General features: G+C 39.2%; 15 protein-coding genes. 8 read left to right on the top strand and 7 right to left on the bottom strand.

The window, feature by feature from the left end:
• Positions 1-770 precede the first annotated feature (770 nt).
• The 7 genes from fucP (at position 771) to ACIQZ6_RS00645 (ending at position 7,411) form a co-directional block, all read left to right on the top strand.
• Entirely contained in the window at positions 771-2,027 is a 1,257-nt protein-coding gene (fucP, locus tag ACIQZ6_RS00675) for an L-fucose:H+ symporter permease (RefSeq protein ID WP_395807172.1), read from the top strand.
• A complete protein-coding gene (locus tag ACIQZ6_RS00670; protein ID WP_395807170.1) occupies positions 2,020-2,349 on the top strand; it encodes an L-rhamnose mutarotase in 330 nt (109 codons plus the stop codon). The genes fucP and ACIQZ6_RS00670 overlap by 8 nt, the downstream gene beginning before the upstream one ends.
• Positions 2,350-2,355: 6 nt before the next feature.
• Positions 2,356-4,032, top strand: a complete 1,677-nt coding sequence (locus ACIQZ6_RS00665) for a UxaA family hydrolase (RefSeq protein ID WP_395807168.1) — start codon at positions 2,356-2,358, stop codon at positions 4,030-4,032.
• A gap of 21 nt (positions 4,033-4,053) precedes the next feature.
• Entirely contained in the window at positions 4,054-4,818 is a 765-nt protein-coding gene (locus tag ACIQZ6_RS00660) for an SDR family NAD(P)-dependent oxidoreductase (protein ID WP_395807166.1), read from the top strand.
• Between the two features lie 74 nt (positions 4,819-4,892).
• The gene (locus ACIQZ6_RS00655) at positions 4,893-5,750 is read left to right on the top strand and encodes a fumarylacetoacetate hydrolase family protein (protein ID WP_395807164.1); all 858 of its coding nucleotides are present in this window, start codon (positions 4,893-4,895) and stop codon (positions 5,748-5,750) included.
• Positions 5,737-6,564 (top strand): amidohydrolase family protein, encoded by an 828-nt coding sequence (locus ACIQZ6_RS00650; protein ID WP_395807162.1) that lies wholly within the window; start codon positions 5,737-5,739, stop codon positions 6,562-6,564. The genes ACIQZ6_RS00655 and ACIQZ6_RS00650 overlap by 14 nt, the downstream gene beginning before the upstream one ends.
• Before the next feature lie 64 nt (positions 6,565-6,628).
• Complete coding sequence (locus ACIQZ6_RS00645; RefSeq protein WP_395807160.1) at positions 6,629-7,411, top strand: SDR family oxidoreductase; 783 nt, start codon at positions 6,629-6,631, stop codon at positions 7,409-7,411.
• A 230-nt stretch (positions 7,412-7,641) separates the two neighbouring features.
• Here ACIQZ6_RS00645 and ACIQZ6_RS00640 read toward each other — a convergent pair whose 3' ends face one another.
• The 4 genes from ACIQZ6_RS00640 to ACIQZ6_RS00625 form a co-directional block, all read right to left on the bottom strand.
• The gene (locus ACIQZ6_RS00640) at positions 7,642-8,658 is read right to left on the bottom strand and encodes an FAD:protein FMN transferase (RefSeq protein WP_395807158.1); all 1,017 of its coding nucleotides are present in this window, start codon (positions 8,656-8,658) and stop codon (positions 7,642-7,644) included.
• Between the two features lie 46 nt (positions 8,659-8,704).
• On the bottom strand, positions 8,705-10,021 hold the full coding sequence (locus ACIQZ6_RS00635) for a putative oxidoreductase C-terminal domain-containing protein (RefSeq protein WP_395807156.1): 1,317 nt from the start codon (positions 10,019-10,021) through the stop codon (positions 8,705-8,707).
• A gap of 108 nt (positions 10,022-10,129) precedes the next feature.
• Positions 10,130-10,279 (bottom strand): hypothetical protein, encoded by a 150-nt coding sequence (locus ACIQZ6_RS00630; RefSeq protein WP_395807154.1) that lies wholly within the window; start codon positions 10,277-10,279, stop codon positions 10,130-10,132.
• Between the two features lie 299 nt (positions 10,280-10,578).
• The gene (locus tag ACIQZ6_RS00625) at positions 10,579-11,487 is read right to left on the bottom strand and encodes a serine hydrolase (RefSeq protein ID WP_395807152.1); all 909 of its coding nucleotides are present in this window, start codon (positions 11,485-11,487) and stop codon (positions 10,579-10,581) included.
• 101 nt (positions 11,488-11,588) lie between these two features.
• Here ACIQZ6_RS00625 and ACIQZ6_RS00620 point away from each other — a divergent pair, with 101 nt between their 5' ends.
• Positions 11,589-13,073 carry a M14 family zinc carboxypeptidase gene (locus tag ACIQZ6_RS00620; RefSeq protein WP_395807150.1) on the top strand — a complete coding sequence of 495 codons (1,485 nt, stop codon included), beginning with the start codon at positions 11,589-11,591 and terminating at the stop codon, positions 13,071-13,073.
• Between the two features lie 32 nt (positions 13,074-13,105).
• Here ACIQZ6_RS00620 and ACIQZ6_RS00615 read toward each other — a convergent pair whose 3' ends face one another.
• From ACIQZ6_RS00615 to ACIQZ6_RS00605, 3 genes are all read right to left on the bottom strand, one after another.
• A complete protein-coding gene (locus tag ACIQZ6_RS00615; protein WP_395807148.1) occupies positions 13,106-14,095 on the bottom strand; it encodes an N-acetylmuramoyl-L-alanine amidase in 990 nt (329 codons plus the stop codon).
• A gap of 31 nt (positions 14,096-14,126) precedes the next feature.
• Positions 14,127-15,449 carry a D-alanyl-D-alanine carboxypeptidase gene (locus tag ACIQZ6_RS00610; protein WP_395807146.1) on the bottom strand — a complete coding sequence of 441 codons (1,323 nt, stop codon included), beginning with the start codon at positions 15,447-15,449 and terminating at the stop codon, positions 14,127-14,129.
• A 503-nt stretch (positions 15,450-15,952) separates the two neighbouring features.
• Positions 15,953-16,390, bottom strand: a complete 438-nt coding sequence (locus ACIQZ6_RS00605; RefSeq protein WP_395807144.1) for a hypothetical protein — start codon at positions 16,388-16,390, stop codon at positions 15,953-15,955.
• Positions 16,391-16,742 lie beyond the last annotated feature (352 nt).

Raw genomic sequence — 16,742 nt, 5'->3', positions numbered from 1 at the left:
TGGGATGAAAGAACGGCGGGCCAGGTGTTTTGCCCTCGGGGGTGGAAGCATCGTTCTTTCTTGAACTTTTGGTGCCTTTTGTTTCAAGACAAAAGACACAAAATATTGACATGAAAATTATTATAAAATAATTTTATGTTTCTTGTGCTTGGTGGTACCAAGCACATATAATTTCACTCCGCTCATAGCCGCGGGGGCCTTACCTTTTTCTGTAGGAAAAAAGTACCATGCCGAGGCGGCACGACGAGACCATGAGTGCCTTTAAAAAACAATAAAAAAACAGCGAATAAACGCTACCGCTGCGCCTGCTGCTATGAAAGTCAGTGGGTTGGCTAATTAAGTAATTGCCGCACCAGTCAATGCGGAAGATAGGTGAACGGAGGTTCAGTGAATGGACGATTTGTTTGAGATTGATATAAATTTTCCTGTTCCTGAATTTTCCTGGCTACCATTTATAACACTGCTGCCGATAGCTATCGGGACAATGCGAAAGAACGCTTATTAAAGGTCTGTGCAAGCGTGTCGGATAAAAATAATTGTGCTTCACGCGTTTGCTATTTACATTACATATGCTAATCCAACAAAATCTACTTGAATACCCCAATTTCTGCCAAAATACAATCATTAGCAATCTCTTTTAAATAAAACAACCTGAATTAGTATTATTGTATTATCAACCTGCATACCAAATTGGTTTCGAGGCTGATTTTTATGGTTTTATCGAATTTATTTATAAAATTGAATACAAATCCTTTAAAAAATAGGTGATTATGGCCAGAAACAAGTATTTTTTTCCTTTTATCATGATTACCTCCCTGTTTTTTATGTGGGGGTTTGTTCATAATCTGGATCCTATTCTGATTCCTCATCTCAAAAGATCTTTTAGCTTAAATAACCTACAGTCTTCTCTTGTTGATTCTTCTGTATTCATCGCTTATCTGCTTATGGCTATCCCAGCAGGTATTTTGGTGAAGAATTATGGATATAAATCAGGAATTATTACGGGTTTAATGTTGTTTGCATTAGGCTCATTTTTATTTATTCCAGCTGCTGATACAGGTCAATACTTATTCTTTTTAGGTGCTTTGTTCATCATTGCCTGTGGGCTTACCATTCTCGAGACCGTAGCTAATCCCTATGTTTCTCTTCTTGGTGACCCAGAAACGGCAACAAGACGTTTGAATTTTGCTCAATCTTTCAATGGTTTAGCAGCTTCTATGGCTCCGATCATTGGTGCCAGATTGATTCTGACAAAAGGCTCAAGCGATGAAGAGCTGAATGCTATGACTGAAAGTGCCCGACAACTATCGCTCGCAGCAGAAGCATCTAGTGTGAAAACTCCTTATCTGATTTTAGGAGGAGTTATTCTGGCCATTGCACTCATCTTTTATTTTATTCGTTTGCCAGAAATTAAGCAGGATGATGAACAAGGAGAAAGCAAAAATGTATTTCATGCCCTTCGGCATAAGCATCTGAGCTGGGCTGTAGCCGCTCAGTTCTTTTATGTTGGTGCACAGGTCTGTATTTTCAGTTTTTTCATTTTATATGCTGTTGAGGTTGCTCAGATTGATAAAGTGGTTGCAGCAGATTATTTAGGATGGGGATGCGGTTTAGCCTTTATGGTTGGCAGGTTTATCGGAGTGTTCTTTATGAGATTTATTGCATCTGAACGCCTTCTAGCGATATATTCAGTTCTATGTATACTGTTATGTATTCCAGCAATTTTTATGCAAGGGTACATTGCCATATATTCTGTAATTGGAATCGCTTTTTTTATGTCGATCATGTTTCCAACTATTTTTTCACTCGGAATTAAAGGTCTTGGTAGAGATACTGAATACGGCAGCAGTTTAATAGTGATGGCTATCGTTGGCGGTGCTGTTTTACCCTTGATTTTCGGATACATTGCAGATAAAACCGGTAGTCTTCAATTTGGTCATGTAGTAAGTTTGGGCTGCTTTGTGATCATACTTGCATTTGCTCTAAAAGGACATAAAATAGTTAAAAATGAAATGCTCAATGGATAGATACTGCCTTACGCTTGACCTGAAGGATGATCCCAAACTAATCGCAGAATATGAAGCATGGCATCAGAAAGTTTGGCCAGAGATCATTAATAGTATCCGTAATTCAGGAATTGAAAACATGCAAATCTATCGCTTCGCCAACAGGCTTTTTATGATCATGGAGGTCAATAAAAAGTTTAGTTTTGAGAAAAAAGGAATAGCCGATGCTGCAAATGCAAAAGTTCAGGAATGGGAAGAGTTGATGTGGAATTATCAGCAAGCTATTCCTGGGGTAAAAGCAGGTGAGAAATGGGTGCTGATGAATAAAATATTTGAATTATAAATTGCAATGAATACGAATTTCGAAAAGGGTAATAAGCATCGGTTTTTACAGATCCATCCATTGGATAATGTACTGGTTGCTTTACAAGACATGAACATAGGAGAGGAGATCTTGTTTAACAGTCAAACATTTAAACTGAGTACAGATGTATCCGCAAAGCATAAATTTGCATTGGTTCCATTCAAAGAAGAAGATAAGATCTACATGTATGGAGTATTGGTTGGCCGCGCCAGCAAGCCTATTGCACTGGGCGAATCAATCACGACTCAGAATATGTACCATGCATCTAGCGATTTCGTGCTAGGACAGCGCAAATTAGATTGGCAGAAGCCTGATGTATCTAATTTTGAAGGGAAAACCTTTAATGGCTTTCATCGAGCAGATGGCTCAGTAGGAACTTCAAATTACTGGATGGTTATTCCATTGGTATTTTGTGAAAACCGCAATGTGAATGTCCTGAAAGAGGCATTAGATGAAAAGTTGGGCTATAAAAAGGCTAAAAGCTATGAAAATGAAGTTGAAAGCCTTATTTCATTGTATAAAACTGGCAAATCAACAGAAGAAATTCTAAATGCCGACCTGCAATCTACGCCCGAAGGAGTAAAAAAGACCAGATTATTCCCCAATATCGACGGAATTAAATTTCTTACCCATGATATGGGATGTGGTGGGACCAAGCAGGATTCAGATACGCTATGCGGACTCATTGCCGGTTATATTACCCATCCCAATGTAGCAGGGGCTACTATTTTGAGTCTGGGTTGCCAGCATTCACAGATCAGCACATTGCAAAATGAGATCAGTAAGCGAGATAGTTCATTCAGTAAACCGCTTGCAATTCTAGAACAACAAGATTTAGGGACTGAAACAAACCTGATGCAAGAAGCACTTAAACGTACTTTCGCCGGTTTGGTTGATGCAAATAAGACAGTCCGCAGGCCAGCACCACTTTCAAAATTATGCATTGGTCTTGAATGTGGTGGTTCTGATGGTTTTTCAGGGATATCGGCCAATCCGGCACTGGGTTATCTCTCCGATATTCTTGTTTCACTTGGCGGATCAGTTGTATTATCTGAATTTCCAGAATTATGCGGTGTGGAGCAGGAGCTAAGCGACCGTTGTGTGGATGAGGATACGGCCAATCGTTTTATGCATTTAATGCGGACATATAACGCAAGGGCCGAAGCCGATGGCTCAGGTTTCTATGCCAATCCTTCACCTGGAAATATCCGAGACGGATTGATTACAGATGCTATGAAATCAGCTGGAGCGGCAAAAAAAGGAGGTTCTTCACCGGTTACAGCTGTTCTTGATTATCCAGAGAAAGTCACAAAAATGGGATTGAACTTGCTTTGTACTCCGGGCAGTGATGTAGAAAGCACCACTGCAGAAGTAGCTTCGGGTACTAATATTGTTTTATTTACTACTGGACTTGGTACTCCTACAGGAAATCCGGTTGCACCCGTAATTAAGCTGAGTACCAACACAAAAACATTTTTAAAAATGCCTGATATTATCGATATTAACTGCGGAACGATAATCGATGGTTCAGAAACAATACAAGAGAACGCACATCGTATTTTAGACTACGTGATTAGTGTTGCAAATGGTGAAGTTCAGCCAAAAGCTGTTCAACTTGGGCAGGATGATTTTATCCCATGGAAACGTGGTGTATCACTTTAATAATTTAAAAAAGATAAAAATATGTTTAGTTTAAAAGGAAAAACAGCCGTAATTACCGGTGGTGGAAGTGGTATCGGAAGAGGTATTGCTAGAGTATTTGCAGCGCAAGGTGCCGATGTTAAAATTCTGGAACTTAATCAGGATGCAGGCCTTGCCGTATGTAAAGAGATCATCGAAGCAGGTGGATCAGCATCTGTTCACGGATGCGATGTGTCAAAGCAGGCAGAAGTTGTTTCATTGTTTAATAGTATCGGCAAGGTCGATATTTTGGTTAATAATGCAGGTATTGCTCATGTGGGTAGGGCCGACACAACCTCAGAAGCAGACATGGATAGAATTTACAATGTGAATGTAAAGGGAGCCTACAATTGCCTTTTTGCCGCTATTCCTTTGATGAAGAAAAATGGTGGTGGTGTTATTTTGAACCTGGCATCTATTGTTGCTATTGTTGGAGTAGCTGATCGCTTTGCTTATTCAATGAGTAAAGGTGCCATTTACGCAATGACCCTTTCTGTAGCCAAAGATTACCTGGCAGATAACATTCGTTGTAACAGCATATCTCCGGCAAGGGTTCATACACCTTTTGTAGATGGATTCATTGCTAAAAATTATCCAGGTCAGGAAAAAGAAATGTTCGAGAAACTTTCTAAAACTCAGCCGGTTGGTAGAATGGCAACTCCAGACGATATTGCGGCTATTGCCTTGTACTTATGTGCAGATGAATCCAGCTTTGTAACCGGTAATGATTATCCGATTGATGGAGGCTTTATTAAATTGAATAGTTAATACGTATTCAATTCAAATTAAAGGGTATTTGACCCTATTTATACGATTCTCAAACTAAAAAATATACAAATACAATGAAATTAATCAGGTGGGGAAAACCCGGACAGGAAAAAACAGGAGTAATTATCAATGAGGTAAAATACGATACTTCAGCTTTTGGAGAAGACTACAATGAAACCTTTTTTGAAAATAACGGGCTTACTCGTCTTGCGTCATTTTTAAAGAATAATGAAGGCAGGCTTCAGGTTGTTGGTGATCATGAGCGTTTAGGTTCACCAGTGGCACGACCTTCAAAAATTCTGTGCATCGGGTTAAATTATGCCAAGCATGCTGCAGAAGCAAAAATGGCAATCCCGGCCGAGCCAATTTTGTTCATGAAATCTACCACCTCCTTATCGGGGCCATTTGACCCAATCGTGATACCGAAAGACTCGGTAAAATCAGATTGGGAAGTTGAGCTGGCCTTTGTAATTGGCAAAAAAGCTAGTTATGTAACTGAAGCTGAGGCTTTAGACTATGTTGCTGGTTACGTACTTCATAACGATGTTTCGGAACGTGAATGGCAGCTGGAGCGTGGCGGAACCTGGGATAAAGGTAAAGGATGCGATACTTTTGCGCCGCTTGGTCCCTTTTTGGCAACCTCTGATGAAATTGCTGATCCTCATAAATTAAGATTATGGCTGAAGCTGAACGGTAAAATTTTACAGGACAGTAATACAGATGATTTGATCTTCAATGTTCCTTTCCTGATTTCTTATGTGAGTAAATTCATGACCCTATTACCTGGCGATGTTGTATCAACAGGTACCCCTGCAGGTGTGGGTATGGGCTTTAACCCATCAATCTTCCTGAAATCAGGAGATGTGATTGAGTTGGGCATCGATGGATTAGGAGTTTCAAGACAGGAAGTAAAAGCCTATGGAGAAAGTTGATGCACATCAGCACTTCTGGAAATTTGATCCCATAAGGGATAATTGGATCACAGAGGATATGGAAGTCATTAGACATGACTTCCTTCCTCATGATCTGAGACCCTTGTTGGATGCCAATGGACTGAACTCTTGTATCGCCGTTCAAGCTGATCAGTCGGAAAATGAAACTAATTTCTTGCTCAGCCTGGCAACAGAAAATGATTTTATTAAAGGAGTGGTGGGCTGGATAGATCTTTGCGCAGATACCATCCATGAACAACTTGAGCATTACTCCCAATTCCCTAAACTTAAAGGATTTAGGCATATTCTGCAGGCAGAACCAATCGAATTTATACTCAAACCTGAATTTCAACGTGGTATTTCGGCATTGCAATTGTACGGCTTTACCTACGACATTCTCATTTACCCGCAGCACCTGTCTGTTACCCTAGATCTTATTGGAGGAAGTAATGAGCAGAAATTTATACTTGACCACCTGGCCAAACCCAACATTAAAAATGGCACTTCTGCAACCTGGGCATCAGATTTAAAAAAACTCGCTTCCCATAAAAACGTATTTTGTAAACTCTCAGGTATGGTAACCGAAGCAGACCACAAAGCATGGACTAAGGAAGATATTTATCCATACATGGACAAGGCACTTGAGTTTTTTGGTCCGGAACGCCTGCTATTTGGCTCAGATTGGCCAGTATGCCAGCTGGCGGCAAGTTATGGCCAGGTTTGTGATCTGATGAATGACTATCTAGACAGATTAACAATTCATGAACAGGAATTGATTTGGGGCAAAAATGCCACCCTGTTTTATAACTTATAATACATTTTTCTGGCCATTATACAATATCATAATTCTTAAATGATAATTATTGTAAATTTAATTCATGGATCTACATCTAACTGATAAGGTAATAATTGTAACTGGTGGTGCCAAGGGCATAGGCGCAGGAATTGTGAAAGTTTTAGCCGCAGAGGGAGCAATTCCTGTGGTGGTTGGCAGAAATGAACGAGATAACCTAAAGCTGATCGGCGAAATTGAAGCAGGAGGTGGCCGTGGCTCTCAAATCGTTGCCGAACTTACCCAGCCAATGGAATGTGAGAATGTGGTCAATCAGACCTTACAAAAATGGGGTAGAATTGATGCTTTGGTTAATAATGCCGGAGTGAATGATAATGTTGCACTCGAAAGCGGTAATTATCAGCGATTTATTGATAGTTTACATAAAAATGTAGTGCATTATTACCTGATGGCTCATCATGCCTTGCCCGCGCTAAAAGCTTCACAAGGATGCATCGTAAATATTGGTTCAAAAGTGGCCGAAACCGGCCAGGGTGGGACTTCGGCCTATGCTGCTTCAAATGGCGCCCGGAATGCTTTGACCCGCGAATGGGCCGTTGAACTATTAAAGGATGGGATCCGTGTTAATTCAGTAATTGTTGCAGAATGTTATACTCCACTTTACGAAAGCTGGATAAAAACACTTCCAAATCCAAAAGAAACCCTGCAGGAGATTATTAAAAAGATCCCTCTAGGAAAAAGAATGACCACAGCAAATGAAATTGCAGATACCGTAGCTTTTCTTTTATCCGACCGCTCATCTCATACTACCGGGCAATTGATTCATGTGGATGGGGGATATACGCATTTGGATAGAGCGATAGGTTGAAAGTTGAAAGTAATAGGTTATAAGTTATAGGTTATAAGTAATAGGTTATAAGTAATAGGTTATAAGTTATAAGTAATAGGTTATAAGTAATAAGTAATAGGTTATAAGTTATAAGTATAAAGCTGAAAGCGAAATTTTGTTTATTAGATATTTATACAGCCTAACCAACAGACAACAGACAACAGACAACAGATAACAGACAACAGATAACAGACAACAGTCCTCATCCCTTACTTAAAAAATCCAGCACTCGCCGTATCTCTCACCACACCATGGTCATCCTGGTAAATAAAATAAGCTTCCAAACCTCTATGCTTTTTCAGGAAGTCAAATGATTTTTCAATGCCTAATCCAATGAGTACATTGTCATACCCATCTGCGCTCATTGCATCTTTGGTTTTAACCGTAACACTGATCATCTTATTTTCTATCGGTCGGCCAGTTTTTGGATCTATGAGGTGAGATAGTTTTTTTGATCCGTTCTGGATAAACTTCCGGTAATTACCTGATGTGGTTATTGCGCCTCCCTGTAATTCAATCACTTTCTGGATGATGGGCTCGTTAATTCTCATTTCAGCAGGCTGCTCGATTCCAATACGCATGAGTTGATTGCCGGGTTGTTTACGGCCTTTTACCCGGATCTCGCCACCAATTTCAATCAGGTAATTTTGAACGCCTTTACTTTCTAAATGCTTAGCGATCACATCTACGCTATAGCCCTGTGCAATGCCATTGACATCAATTTTAAGACAGGGAATAGTTTTGATTAGTTGTTTGCCTTCGATACGGATTTTATCAGAACCTGAACAGGATAGGGCTTTTGCAATTTCGGTATTGCTTGGCTCTATGCTATGTTTTTTAGCCCCAAAGCCCCACGCTTCCACAATTGGTAATATGCTAATGTCAAACACGCCCTCACTTTCTTTCCAAATCTTCATTGAACGCAGCACAACTTTAAAAAGATGATCATCCATGATCAATCCATTGGCCGAATTATTAAATTGATTAATCAGGGAATAGGGTTTGTAAATGGAAAGGGAACTATCCAGCTCACTGAATAGTTGATTGATGGAACTGCTGCTGATGATTGCAGATTCAGTATAATAGGTGATCTGATAACTGGTGCCCTGAGCAAAGCCCTCAATTTTATAGGCTCTTGATCGCAATTCAGCCCTTCGGCTAACCCTGCATGAGCTAATGATAAAGAATGCGAAAATGGATAAGAAGATACAAACAGATTTATTCATTTTACTTTATCGCGAATTCTTAAAACTCCTATTCTTCAGTGTAAAATCAGTCTCTTTTTATATTCCTGATTGCTCCGGTAGTTGTATAATATTTCGTGATCATATTGGGAACTTCCCAGGCGGGCATTTTATTATTTAGGATATACGAAATTGCAATTTCGGCAGCATTCGTCGATTTAAAGGTTCCGGGTTTAACAACATATTCATTCTCTTTTTTGATGAGGTCAAAGCCTGGATATTTTTGCTGAAATTTTAATTTTATCTGATCGATGGTCTTATCAAAATCTACTACTGGGATTCCTTCAGCTGCTCTGATGTATAAGGTTGCTTTATGCTGTTCGGCAATACCCTGCCTAAGCTCCAAGACTGCTTTCGTGCCGCGCATTAAGGCATAATGTGTGTCACCAGAACCACTAGGCTCTTTGTACTTCCACAATACCGATACTTTGGAATGAACTCCTTTGATCGTATAGTTGATTTCGCCATTTGCATACACTGATAAAATACTGTCTTTAAGGTATTTATTTAGATAGTCAGGATAGTTTACACGGGTAACCAGTTTAAATTCTGAAGGAGTTAGCTCGGTAGGCCATTCCTTTGAATTCAGGATTCTGATGTCTTTTGTAGCATTCAATGTCTGTTCTGGGAAGGCTGCCCATTGAGTCATATCTACCAGGTGAGTGCTGACATCAGTAATGCCATGCCCCTGTTGTTCAATGTCAAAGAACCAGGCTGGTCGTCTGGCAGGTTCAGTTCCCGAGAATTTTAGAAAATGATGCAGATTCGCTTGTATTAGCGATGGATCGTCTACACTACCTTTGGTGAGTGTACCAAAAAGTTCTTGACTTGCAGCCAGTTCTCTTTGCAGGATATTGCTGATATCATAGCGAAGATCCATTGGGTCGAAAAGCAAAACATTCTTTTTTGCAGCTATTTTAAATGACTCTATCAGCTTTTCAAAATCTTGTGCAGTTACTGCCAATGGTTTATCGGCAAGAATATGTAAGCCCGCTTCAATAGAACGGCGAATGTAATTGGCTTTTTTACTATTATTTCCTGAAATAATTACGGCATTGCCTTTTTTTTCAGTAAGCATTTTTTCTAGATAATCAGTTCCGGTATAAAGAACAATCTTCCATTTGGTAGGGTTGCTTGTGCGATTGTTGCCTCTATTGATACTGTTCAGGTAAGTTTCTACATCCGGTCCTGCTGGTGCATACACATGAACTTCCGGATCAATTCCTTCATACATTCTTCCCTGCATATAGGTTGCATGCCCGTGTCCGGGATCTAGTATGATTAGTTTAATAGATGGCTTTTGTGCAAGAACTATTAAGGTGCTGCATGTGAGTATGAATAACAAAAATGTTATTTTAATTAATTTAGTTAACCTCATATTAATTATTCTTATAATTTTTTGTCCTTTACCAGATTAATTACTTGTTTTTTTCTTGAATAAATCATATTGATTTTAAGAAAAAGATGGAGTCAATTCTTGTTTGTATTTACTCAAATATAAGAGAATTGCTGATTTTTGTGGCCTGGCTTGAATATCAATCCTAAAGCTAAAATGTCGTCCCGAAACCTGCCCTTCAGCAGGTGAGGGATCTTCGTAGTTCATGGTACAAATTTAGCCCTGGGTATAGGTAAAAAAAAGACTCTCGCAAAGACGCAAAGACGCAGGTGAATAGCGCCTAAAAAAATAAATTTCAATCTTAATGCGATGTCATCCCTGGTACCGGCAGGCAAGCCGAAACCTGCCCTTCAGCAGGTGAGGGACCTTCGTAGTTCATGGTACAAATTTGCATTCATCACTACTAAGTTCCTTCACTCTATTCAGCGTGACACATGCACTGCGCTAAAAATAAATTTGACATTTAACCTCCTGCCTCATACCTCCTGCTTCCTACCTCCTACTTCCTACATCATCCCAAAAGAAGACCTATTCAAACTAGTCCTACTTCTAGTTTTGCGATCAAAATAGGTGTAAATTAATTTTGAAATTTTGGCCATTGACTCAACCGCTGCTTGATCATTTTCAAGATCCTTAGAAAGTAAAACCAATACATATTTTCTCCCATCGGGAAGGAAAACAATTCCGGCATCGTGATTTACACCCGTGATCCAGCCAGTTTTATGAGCCACTTTTACATCTTTTGGTAGCTTGGCCGGAATCTTATCGTTAAACTTTTGGTCGAGCAGGATGTTAATCATCGCATCCGAAGACTCCTGACTTACAATTTTACCATTGGCCATTTCCGAAAATATCAGCATCTGGTCATAGGCGGTAGTGGTATTATTCAGACCTTTACGATAAGCTTTGGTATCTTCTACTCCCCGCAGCACCTGAATATCACTAGCACCCATTTCTTGCATGGTATTGTTTGCATTCTTAGCTCCAACTAGGTCGATGATTAGATTGGTAGCTAGATTGCTACTTTTAATGATCATCAAATAGAGCAGATCATAGATTTTAACTTTCTTGTTTTCTTTGGTATATAGGTCTACTTCACTATCGTCTTTTGCATCAAGCGAGTACAGGCTTCTATCTACTATACTTTTAAATTCATTTTTGACTAGTATAGAATCTTGGATTTGGAACTTTCCGGCAGCAGCTTGTTTATAGGCCTCAATCAGTACCGGTGTTTTCATTGTGCTAGCAGCATGGAAACTGATTTTTTCATTGATTAGAAGTTCTTCGCCAGAGCTTAGGTCTTTATAAGCCACTGCGAATGTTCCTTTATTTTTTGTAAGCTCAGAGCTGATTTTTTTCTTTAGATTGTTTAAACCGGCCGACCCTGATGGTACGATAGTTAATAAAATTGACATGAGTATTGTAAACATTTTAAATAGGCTTGATTAATTTAATAGCCATTGCTAATATAGGAATTGTATATTTTGTATTTTTAGCAGATTAATATTTCAATTTCATGCGATTACAAACTATATTTCTTACTGTTTTTTTGATTATTAGTGTTTCAATTGTAGCTGCTCAGGATTCTGTTCAGGTTAAAAAAGATGTGGATAGGGTATGGGATAATTATGAACTGTATCATGAAACCAGTATAAAAAATCGCTTTGTTAAACATAGTGATGTCCAGCAACTAATTCAGAAAAATATTAATTCAGGATTATTTATAACTGAAGAGATTGGTCGGTCAATTAAAGGACGTAGCATCAATCATCTAACTTACGGTAGAGGTAAGACCAAGGTCTTACTTTGGTCTCAAATGCATGGAGATGAATCTACTGCAACAATGGCTTTATTCGATCTGTTCAATTTTTTAACAGGAATTGATGAGTTTGATTCTTTACGAAAAATGATTAGGGATAATCTGGAGCTGCATTTCGTTCCTATGCTTAATCCTGATGGTGCTCAAGAGTGGAAGAGAAGAAATGATCAGGAAATTGATATTAACCGCGATGCCCGTTTGTTGGTCAGCCCTGAGGGAAGAGCATTGATGAACATTGCTAAAAATATTCAGCCTGAGATCGGTTTTAACTTGCATGATCAAAGTACGCTTTATGCGGCTGGTCGTACCGATAAATCGGCTACGATTTCATTTCTTGCTCCAGCCTATAATTATCCAAAAGATATGAATGCAAGCAGGAAAATAGCTACCCAGTTGATCCTCACTATGAATGATGCTCTTCAGACCAAAATTCCTGGAAATATTGCTAAATACGATGATGCTTTTGATCCACGTTGTTTTGGAGATACCTTTCAAGCCATGGGTATATCTACCATTCTGATAGAATCAGGAGGTTTCAAAGCAGATCCTGAGAAACAATACATCAGAAAAATAAATTTCTATGCGCTTTTGACGGCTTTGGAGTCTATTGCTAAAAAGTCTTATATCAGTCAGAGTCTTTCAAACTATGAATTGATCCCTGAAAATAGCAGGTCATTGTATGATCTGGTGATTAGGAATGTGAGTATTAATAAAGAGGGTATATCTTTTAGAACTAATCTTGGAATTAATCTATCCCAGATTAAGGGCCCTGCTTTTGCAAGTATGTCTTATAACGGACGAATAGAGGAGCTTGGAGATTTGGAGCTTAGTTATGGTTATCATGAAATTGAAGCTTCTCAATTGAGCCTGATTCCTGGAAAGGTTAAATTGCTCCTGAAAAGTGAATGGGATAAGTTAACCCAGGAAGAAGAGTTTCAATTGGTTAAGGAAGGATATTTATTCGTGAAATGGTTGGATGCTAAATCTCCTGCCGGACCACTGAGTAACAGACTTCTAAACCTGACTAATAATGAAATTGGGCCACTTAAAGCAGCCGGTATTGGCCAGCAGGCTCAGTTTCTATTAACCAGAGAGGGCAAACCTGAATTTGCTGTTATTAATGGTTATTTACTTAATCTAAATCAGGATATTCAGCAGTTGCCGAATGTATTTGGGTACTGATATTTCGGTTTTGAGCCTGAGTTATCCCAGATTTAATCCGGGAAGAATTCATTCACTCTTTTCTCTTCCTGCATTGCTTCATCAGGCTTTCCCATTTTTTTTAATAAAATTACTCTGTTTTTATGGCATTGGGCTGCAACATAAGAGTCGGGGAATGACCTTGCTGATTGTGTGAAAAGATCGTAAGCTTTTTGAAGAACTTCTTTATCCTTGCTTTTCATTAATTCTTTGGCTTCGTTAAAGTCTTGTAGCCAGCGTTTTGCCAGCGGACTCATACGTTCTGCTTCCTGAAGGGTGGCAAATTGTGGTGGAAAGTCGGATGCTATTTTTGGGCTTATTTTAGGGATAGTGCCTTTGAAAAAATTCTCAATACTCAAGGCAAAAGCCATTGCTTCATTGTAGTTATGTTCCTTTTCTTTTAAACGGTTTTCTTCCTGTGGATTTGTGAAGAATGAAGCTTCAGCCAAAACACCTGGTATACCGTATGTTCCACGTAATACAGATGAGCCTGCTACTGAAAATATGGTAAAGTCAGATACGACACTCACCTGAGTTTTTGATTTATACATGTATTTTGCCAGGTTTTTTGCCAGTTGTTTTCCAAAGGCAACACCCGCTTTGTTCGAGGAGGATAATCCGTGAAAATAGATGATTGGAAAATTTACGGAAGGGTCGGCTGTAGCATTATGGTGTATTGAAACAAAAAAATCTGCTTGGTTATCAGTCGCCATTTTTGAACGGTCGGCTAATGGAAATGTAACGTCAGTACTTCGGGTCATGAATACTTTTGCTCCTTTTTCTTCTAGCATCTCTTTTAATAGCAATCCTACTCTAAGATCAATCCATTCTTCACGTTCTCCTGTTGGACCTTGACGGTAACTGTCAGTAGCAGCTGATCCTCCATGTCCGGGATCAATAACTATAATTTTTCCATTTAAGGGCGAAGCTTTTTGTGCAAAAGCAATGTTTAATGTTAAAAATAAGGTTAATGCGAAAGAAAGAAATATTTTTGGGCTTTGCATGTTTTATTTAGATGATATTGAATAGTTAAAATCAGTATTTATTATGAAAATCAGTAATTATCCTAACCATTTCATTGCGAATGTCAGCTGTTGGGATTAGGAAATTATTGTTCATGAATGAAAATAAGTACTTTTTACCTTTCCGGGTGATGAAATATCCACCCTGTAAATGGACATTAGATAAACTACCGGTCTTGGCCCATACAAATGGACTACCGTTATCTGTTTTGTAAGCAGTACGAATGGTGCCGCTCACACCACCTGCCGGAAATAAGTTCAAAAGCCTTTCTTCGTTATTAATTTTCTCTTTTAATTTGATTAGAATCTTGATGATGGAACGCGGACTGAATAAATTATTTCTAGATAATCCCGAACCATCTCTCCATTGAAATTTATCAGGCAAGTCACTTAAAAAATTTCTAGAACTGTAGGCAATGGCCGAGTCAACACTAAGCTTCCCGGGAAGTAAGGATGAACAAACATATAATAGTTGCTCGGCCAGATAATTGTCGCTTGGCAACATCATTCTGCGGTAAAGTGTATCTGATGGGATACTGAACAAAGTTTTTGCATTTTGTGGGAGCCTCATATTAAGGGTGTTTACCTGTTTTTTTAGGGTATCGGCAAGGAATGAGGTAGTAAGTTCAGAGCCTGGAACCAAGTAAAGTGTTTGCCTGAAATTGGCAGGCACTGGCATGTTTGGATAGGTAAATGAATTGGTTTCTTCATCTCTACGTATCGTAAAGGTTATTGGATGGTAAGTTGTATCCATTTTCAGAGATTTCTCTAAAAAAGCAGGGCTTAATCTAAGCTTTCCATCTTTGTCGGTATAGGCTCTTCCTGTATTTTCTATAACGGGCATAGAAACCATTGCAATTTGATAAATGGCAGACCCTGCAAAATCGGTACTGCTGTTGCTATGCGAGTAGAAGAGTTTTTTGTCTGAATTTTTTAGAAAATCATAGATTTTTCTTGATTTAAGATCGGGATGAAGGAAAGACGGATCACCCGTGCCCCAGAATATTAAGGAATCACCCCTAGTAATGTATCGCAAACCCGGAATGGAATCTCCTAGCATGTTTAAAGCCGTGTATAGCGTAAAAATTTTGGTGTTTGAAGCCGGAATAGCAGGTTTATTAGCATCTAGCTCAAATATTGGCTTATTCGTCTCATTGTCATATAGCGCAAAGCCGGTATAATGATTATTTACTATTTCTGAATTCTTAAATACTTTAGCGACTTTTCGCTTTGTTAGTTTTTGTGCAAAAACAGGGCTAATGAACAAGATGCTCAGGAACAGATAAATTAGTCCGCTTAATTTTTTCATGGCAATTTTTGAGGAATTAGACTTCATACGTTTATTTATTAACTATCCTAGTAGACCCTGCAAAATTCAGTTCTTGCTAAAAAAAAATATCTCAGGATTAATATCATGCAAGATAACTTTCTGGGTTTAATATTAAAAGTAATAAAAATGAGGATATGTTAGTGGGTGCCAATGAGTGTGTGTTGTACTATTCGCCCCGGGCGGTCGAAGAACGGTTATTAAAGGTTTGTGCAAGCGTGTCGGAGAATAAAAATTGTATTAACCGTCTTGCGCGGCATTGGACAGGGCGTTAATTCTAATTGATCCTTAATACAAAAATCAAAGCCCTGTACGCGGCCTTTGGTCGATGAACAATCATAACCCCATTAACGTTAACCTTAGTAGCCTGTCAGATTTTGACTAAAAATAATAAATACTAAATGAAGCAGAATATCTGTGCGGTGGGATGAAAGAACGGCGGGCCAGGTGTTTTGCCCTCGGGGGTGTAAGCAAAGCCTGCCCCGACCTTTAAGAGGGGTCATTTCTTGAAGTTACTCAGTATTTTTTATTGTGTTTTTATAGGTCTTCGTGGTCTCAGCGCTGAAGTGCGCTTCGGCATTGGTGCCTTTTGTTTCAAGACAAAAGACACAAATAATTTTTGCCAAAGGCAAAGACCTAATTTTCATGAAATAACTAATTTCTCTTGTGCTTGGTGGTACCCACCAAGCATTTATAATTTCATTCCGCTCATAGCCGCGGGGGCCTAGTCCTTTTCCTGCAGCAGAAAAGGACCAAAATGCCGCCGCTGCGCCTGCTGCTATGAAAGGTTCTGCGAGGGCTAAGACTGTAATTGCCGCACCAGTCAATGCGGAAGAGAGGTTATTAAAGGTCTGTGCTAGCGTGGCGGATAAAAATAATTGTGCTTTACTATATTCACCGTCTTGTGCGGCATTGGACAGGGCGGTAGTTCTATTATCATCCCAAAACAAAGTATCAAAGCCCTGTACGTAGCCGTTTGTGGATGAACGTTCATAACCCCCTCTAACGTTAACCTTAGTACCCTGTCAAGTTTTGATAAATGAAAATTTATAATTAATGAACTACAATATCCGCGCGGTGGGATGAAAGAACGGCGGGCCAGGTGTTTTGCCCTCGGGGGTGGGAGCATCGTTCTTTCTTGAACTTTTGGTGCCTTTTGTTTCAAGACAAAAGACACAAATAATTTTTGCCAAAGGCAAAGACCTAATTTTCATCAAATAACTAATTCCCTTGTGCTTAGTGGTACCCACCAAGCATTCATGATTTCCTCCCGCTCATAGCCGCGGGGGCTTAGTCCTTTTT

It is taken from the genome of Daejeonella sp. (genome assembly GCF_044348475.1).
Classification (GTDB): domain Bacteria; phylum Bacteroidota; class Bacteroidia; order Sphingobacteriales; family Sphingobacteriaceae; genus Daejeonella.
Note: the sequence above shows the minus strand (reverse complement) of the source record. Positions and strands in the feature narration are given on the sequence as shown.

Coding starts and splice junctions, on each gene's coding strand:
- ACIQZ6_RS00660 (WP_395807166.1), top strand. CDS start 4,054: ATGTTTAGTTTAAAAGGAAAAACAGCCGTAATTACCGGTGGTGGAAGT.
- ACIQZ6_RS00645 (WP_395807160.1), top strand. CDS start 6,629: ATGGATCTACATCTAACTGATAAGGTAATAATTGTAACTGGTGGTGCC.
- ACIQZ6_RS00610 (WP_395807146.1), bottom strand. CDS start 15,449: ATGAAGTCTAATTCCTCAAAAATTGCCATGAAAAAATTAAGCGGACTA.
- ACIQZ6_RS00655 (WP_395807164.1), top strand. CDS start 4,893: ATGAAATTAATCAGGTGGGGAAAACCCGGACAGGAAAAAACAGGAGTA.
- ACIQZ6_RS00615 (WP_395807148.1), bottom strand. CDS start 14,095: ATGCAAAGCCCAAAAATATTTCTTTCTTTCGCATTAACCTTATTTTTA.
- ACIQZ6_RS00640 (WP_395807158.1), bottom strand. CDS start 8,658: ATGAATAAATCTGTTTGTATCTTCTTATCCATTTTCGCATTCTTTATC.
- ACIQZ6_RS00650 (WP_395807162.1), top strand. CDS start 5,737: ATGGAGAAAGTTGATGCACATCAGCACTTCTGGAAATTTGATCCCATA.
- ACIQZ6_RS00670 (WP_395807170.1), top strand. CDS start 2,020: ATGGATAGATACTGCCTTACGCTTGACCTGAAGGATGATCCCAAACTA.
- ACIQZ6_RS00625 (WP_395807152.1), bottom strand. CDS start 11,487: ATGTCAATTTTATTAACTATCGTACCATCAGGGTCGGCCGGTTTAAAC.
- ACIQZ6_RS00665 (WP_395807168.1), top strand. CDS start 2,356: ATGAATACGAATTTCGAAAAGGGTAATAAGCATCGGTTTTTACAGATC.
- ACIQZ6_RS00620 (WP_395807150.1), top strand. CDS start 11,589: ATGCGATTACAAACTATATTTCTTACTGTTTTTTTGATTATTAGTGTT.
- fucP (WP_395807172.1), top strand. CDS start 771: ATGGCCAGAAACAAGTATTTTTTTCCTTTTATCATGATTACCTCCCTG.
- ACIQZ6_RS00630 (WP_395807154.1), bottom strand. CDS start 10,279: ATGAACTACGAAGATCCCTCACCTGCTGAAGGGCAGGTTTCGGGACGA.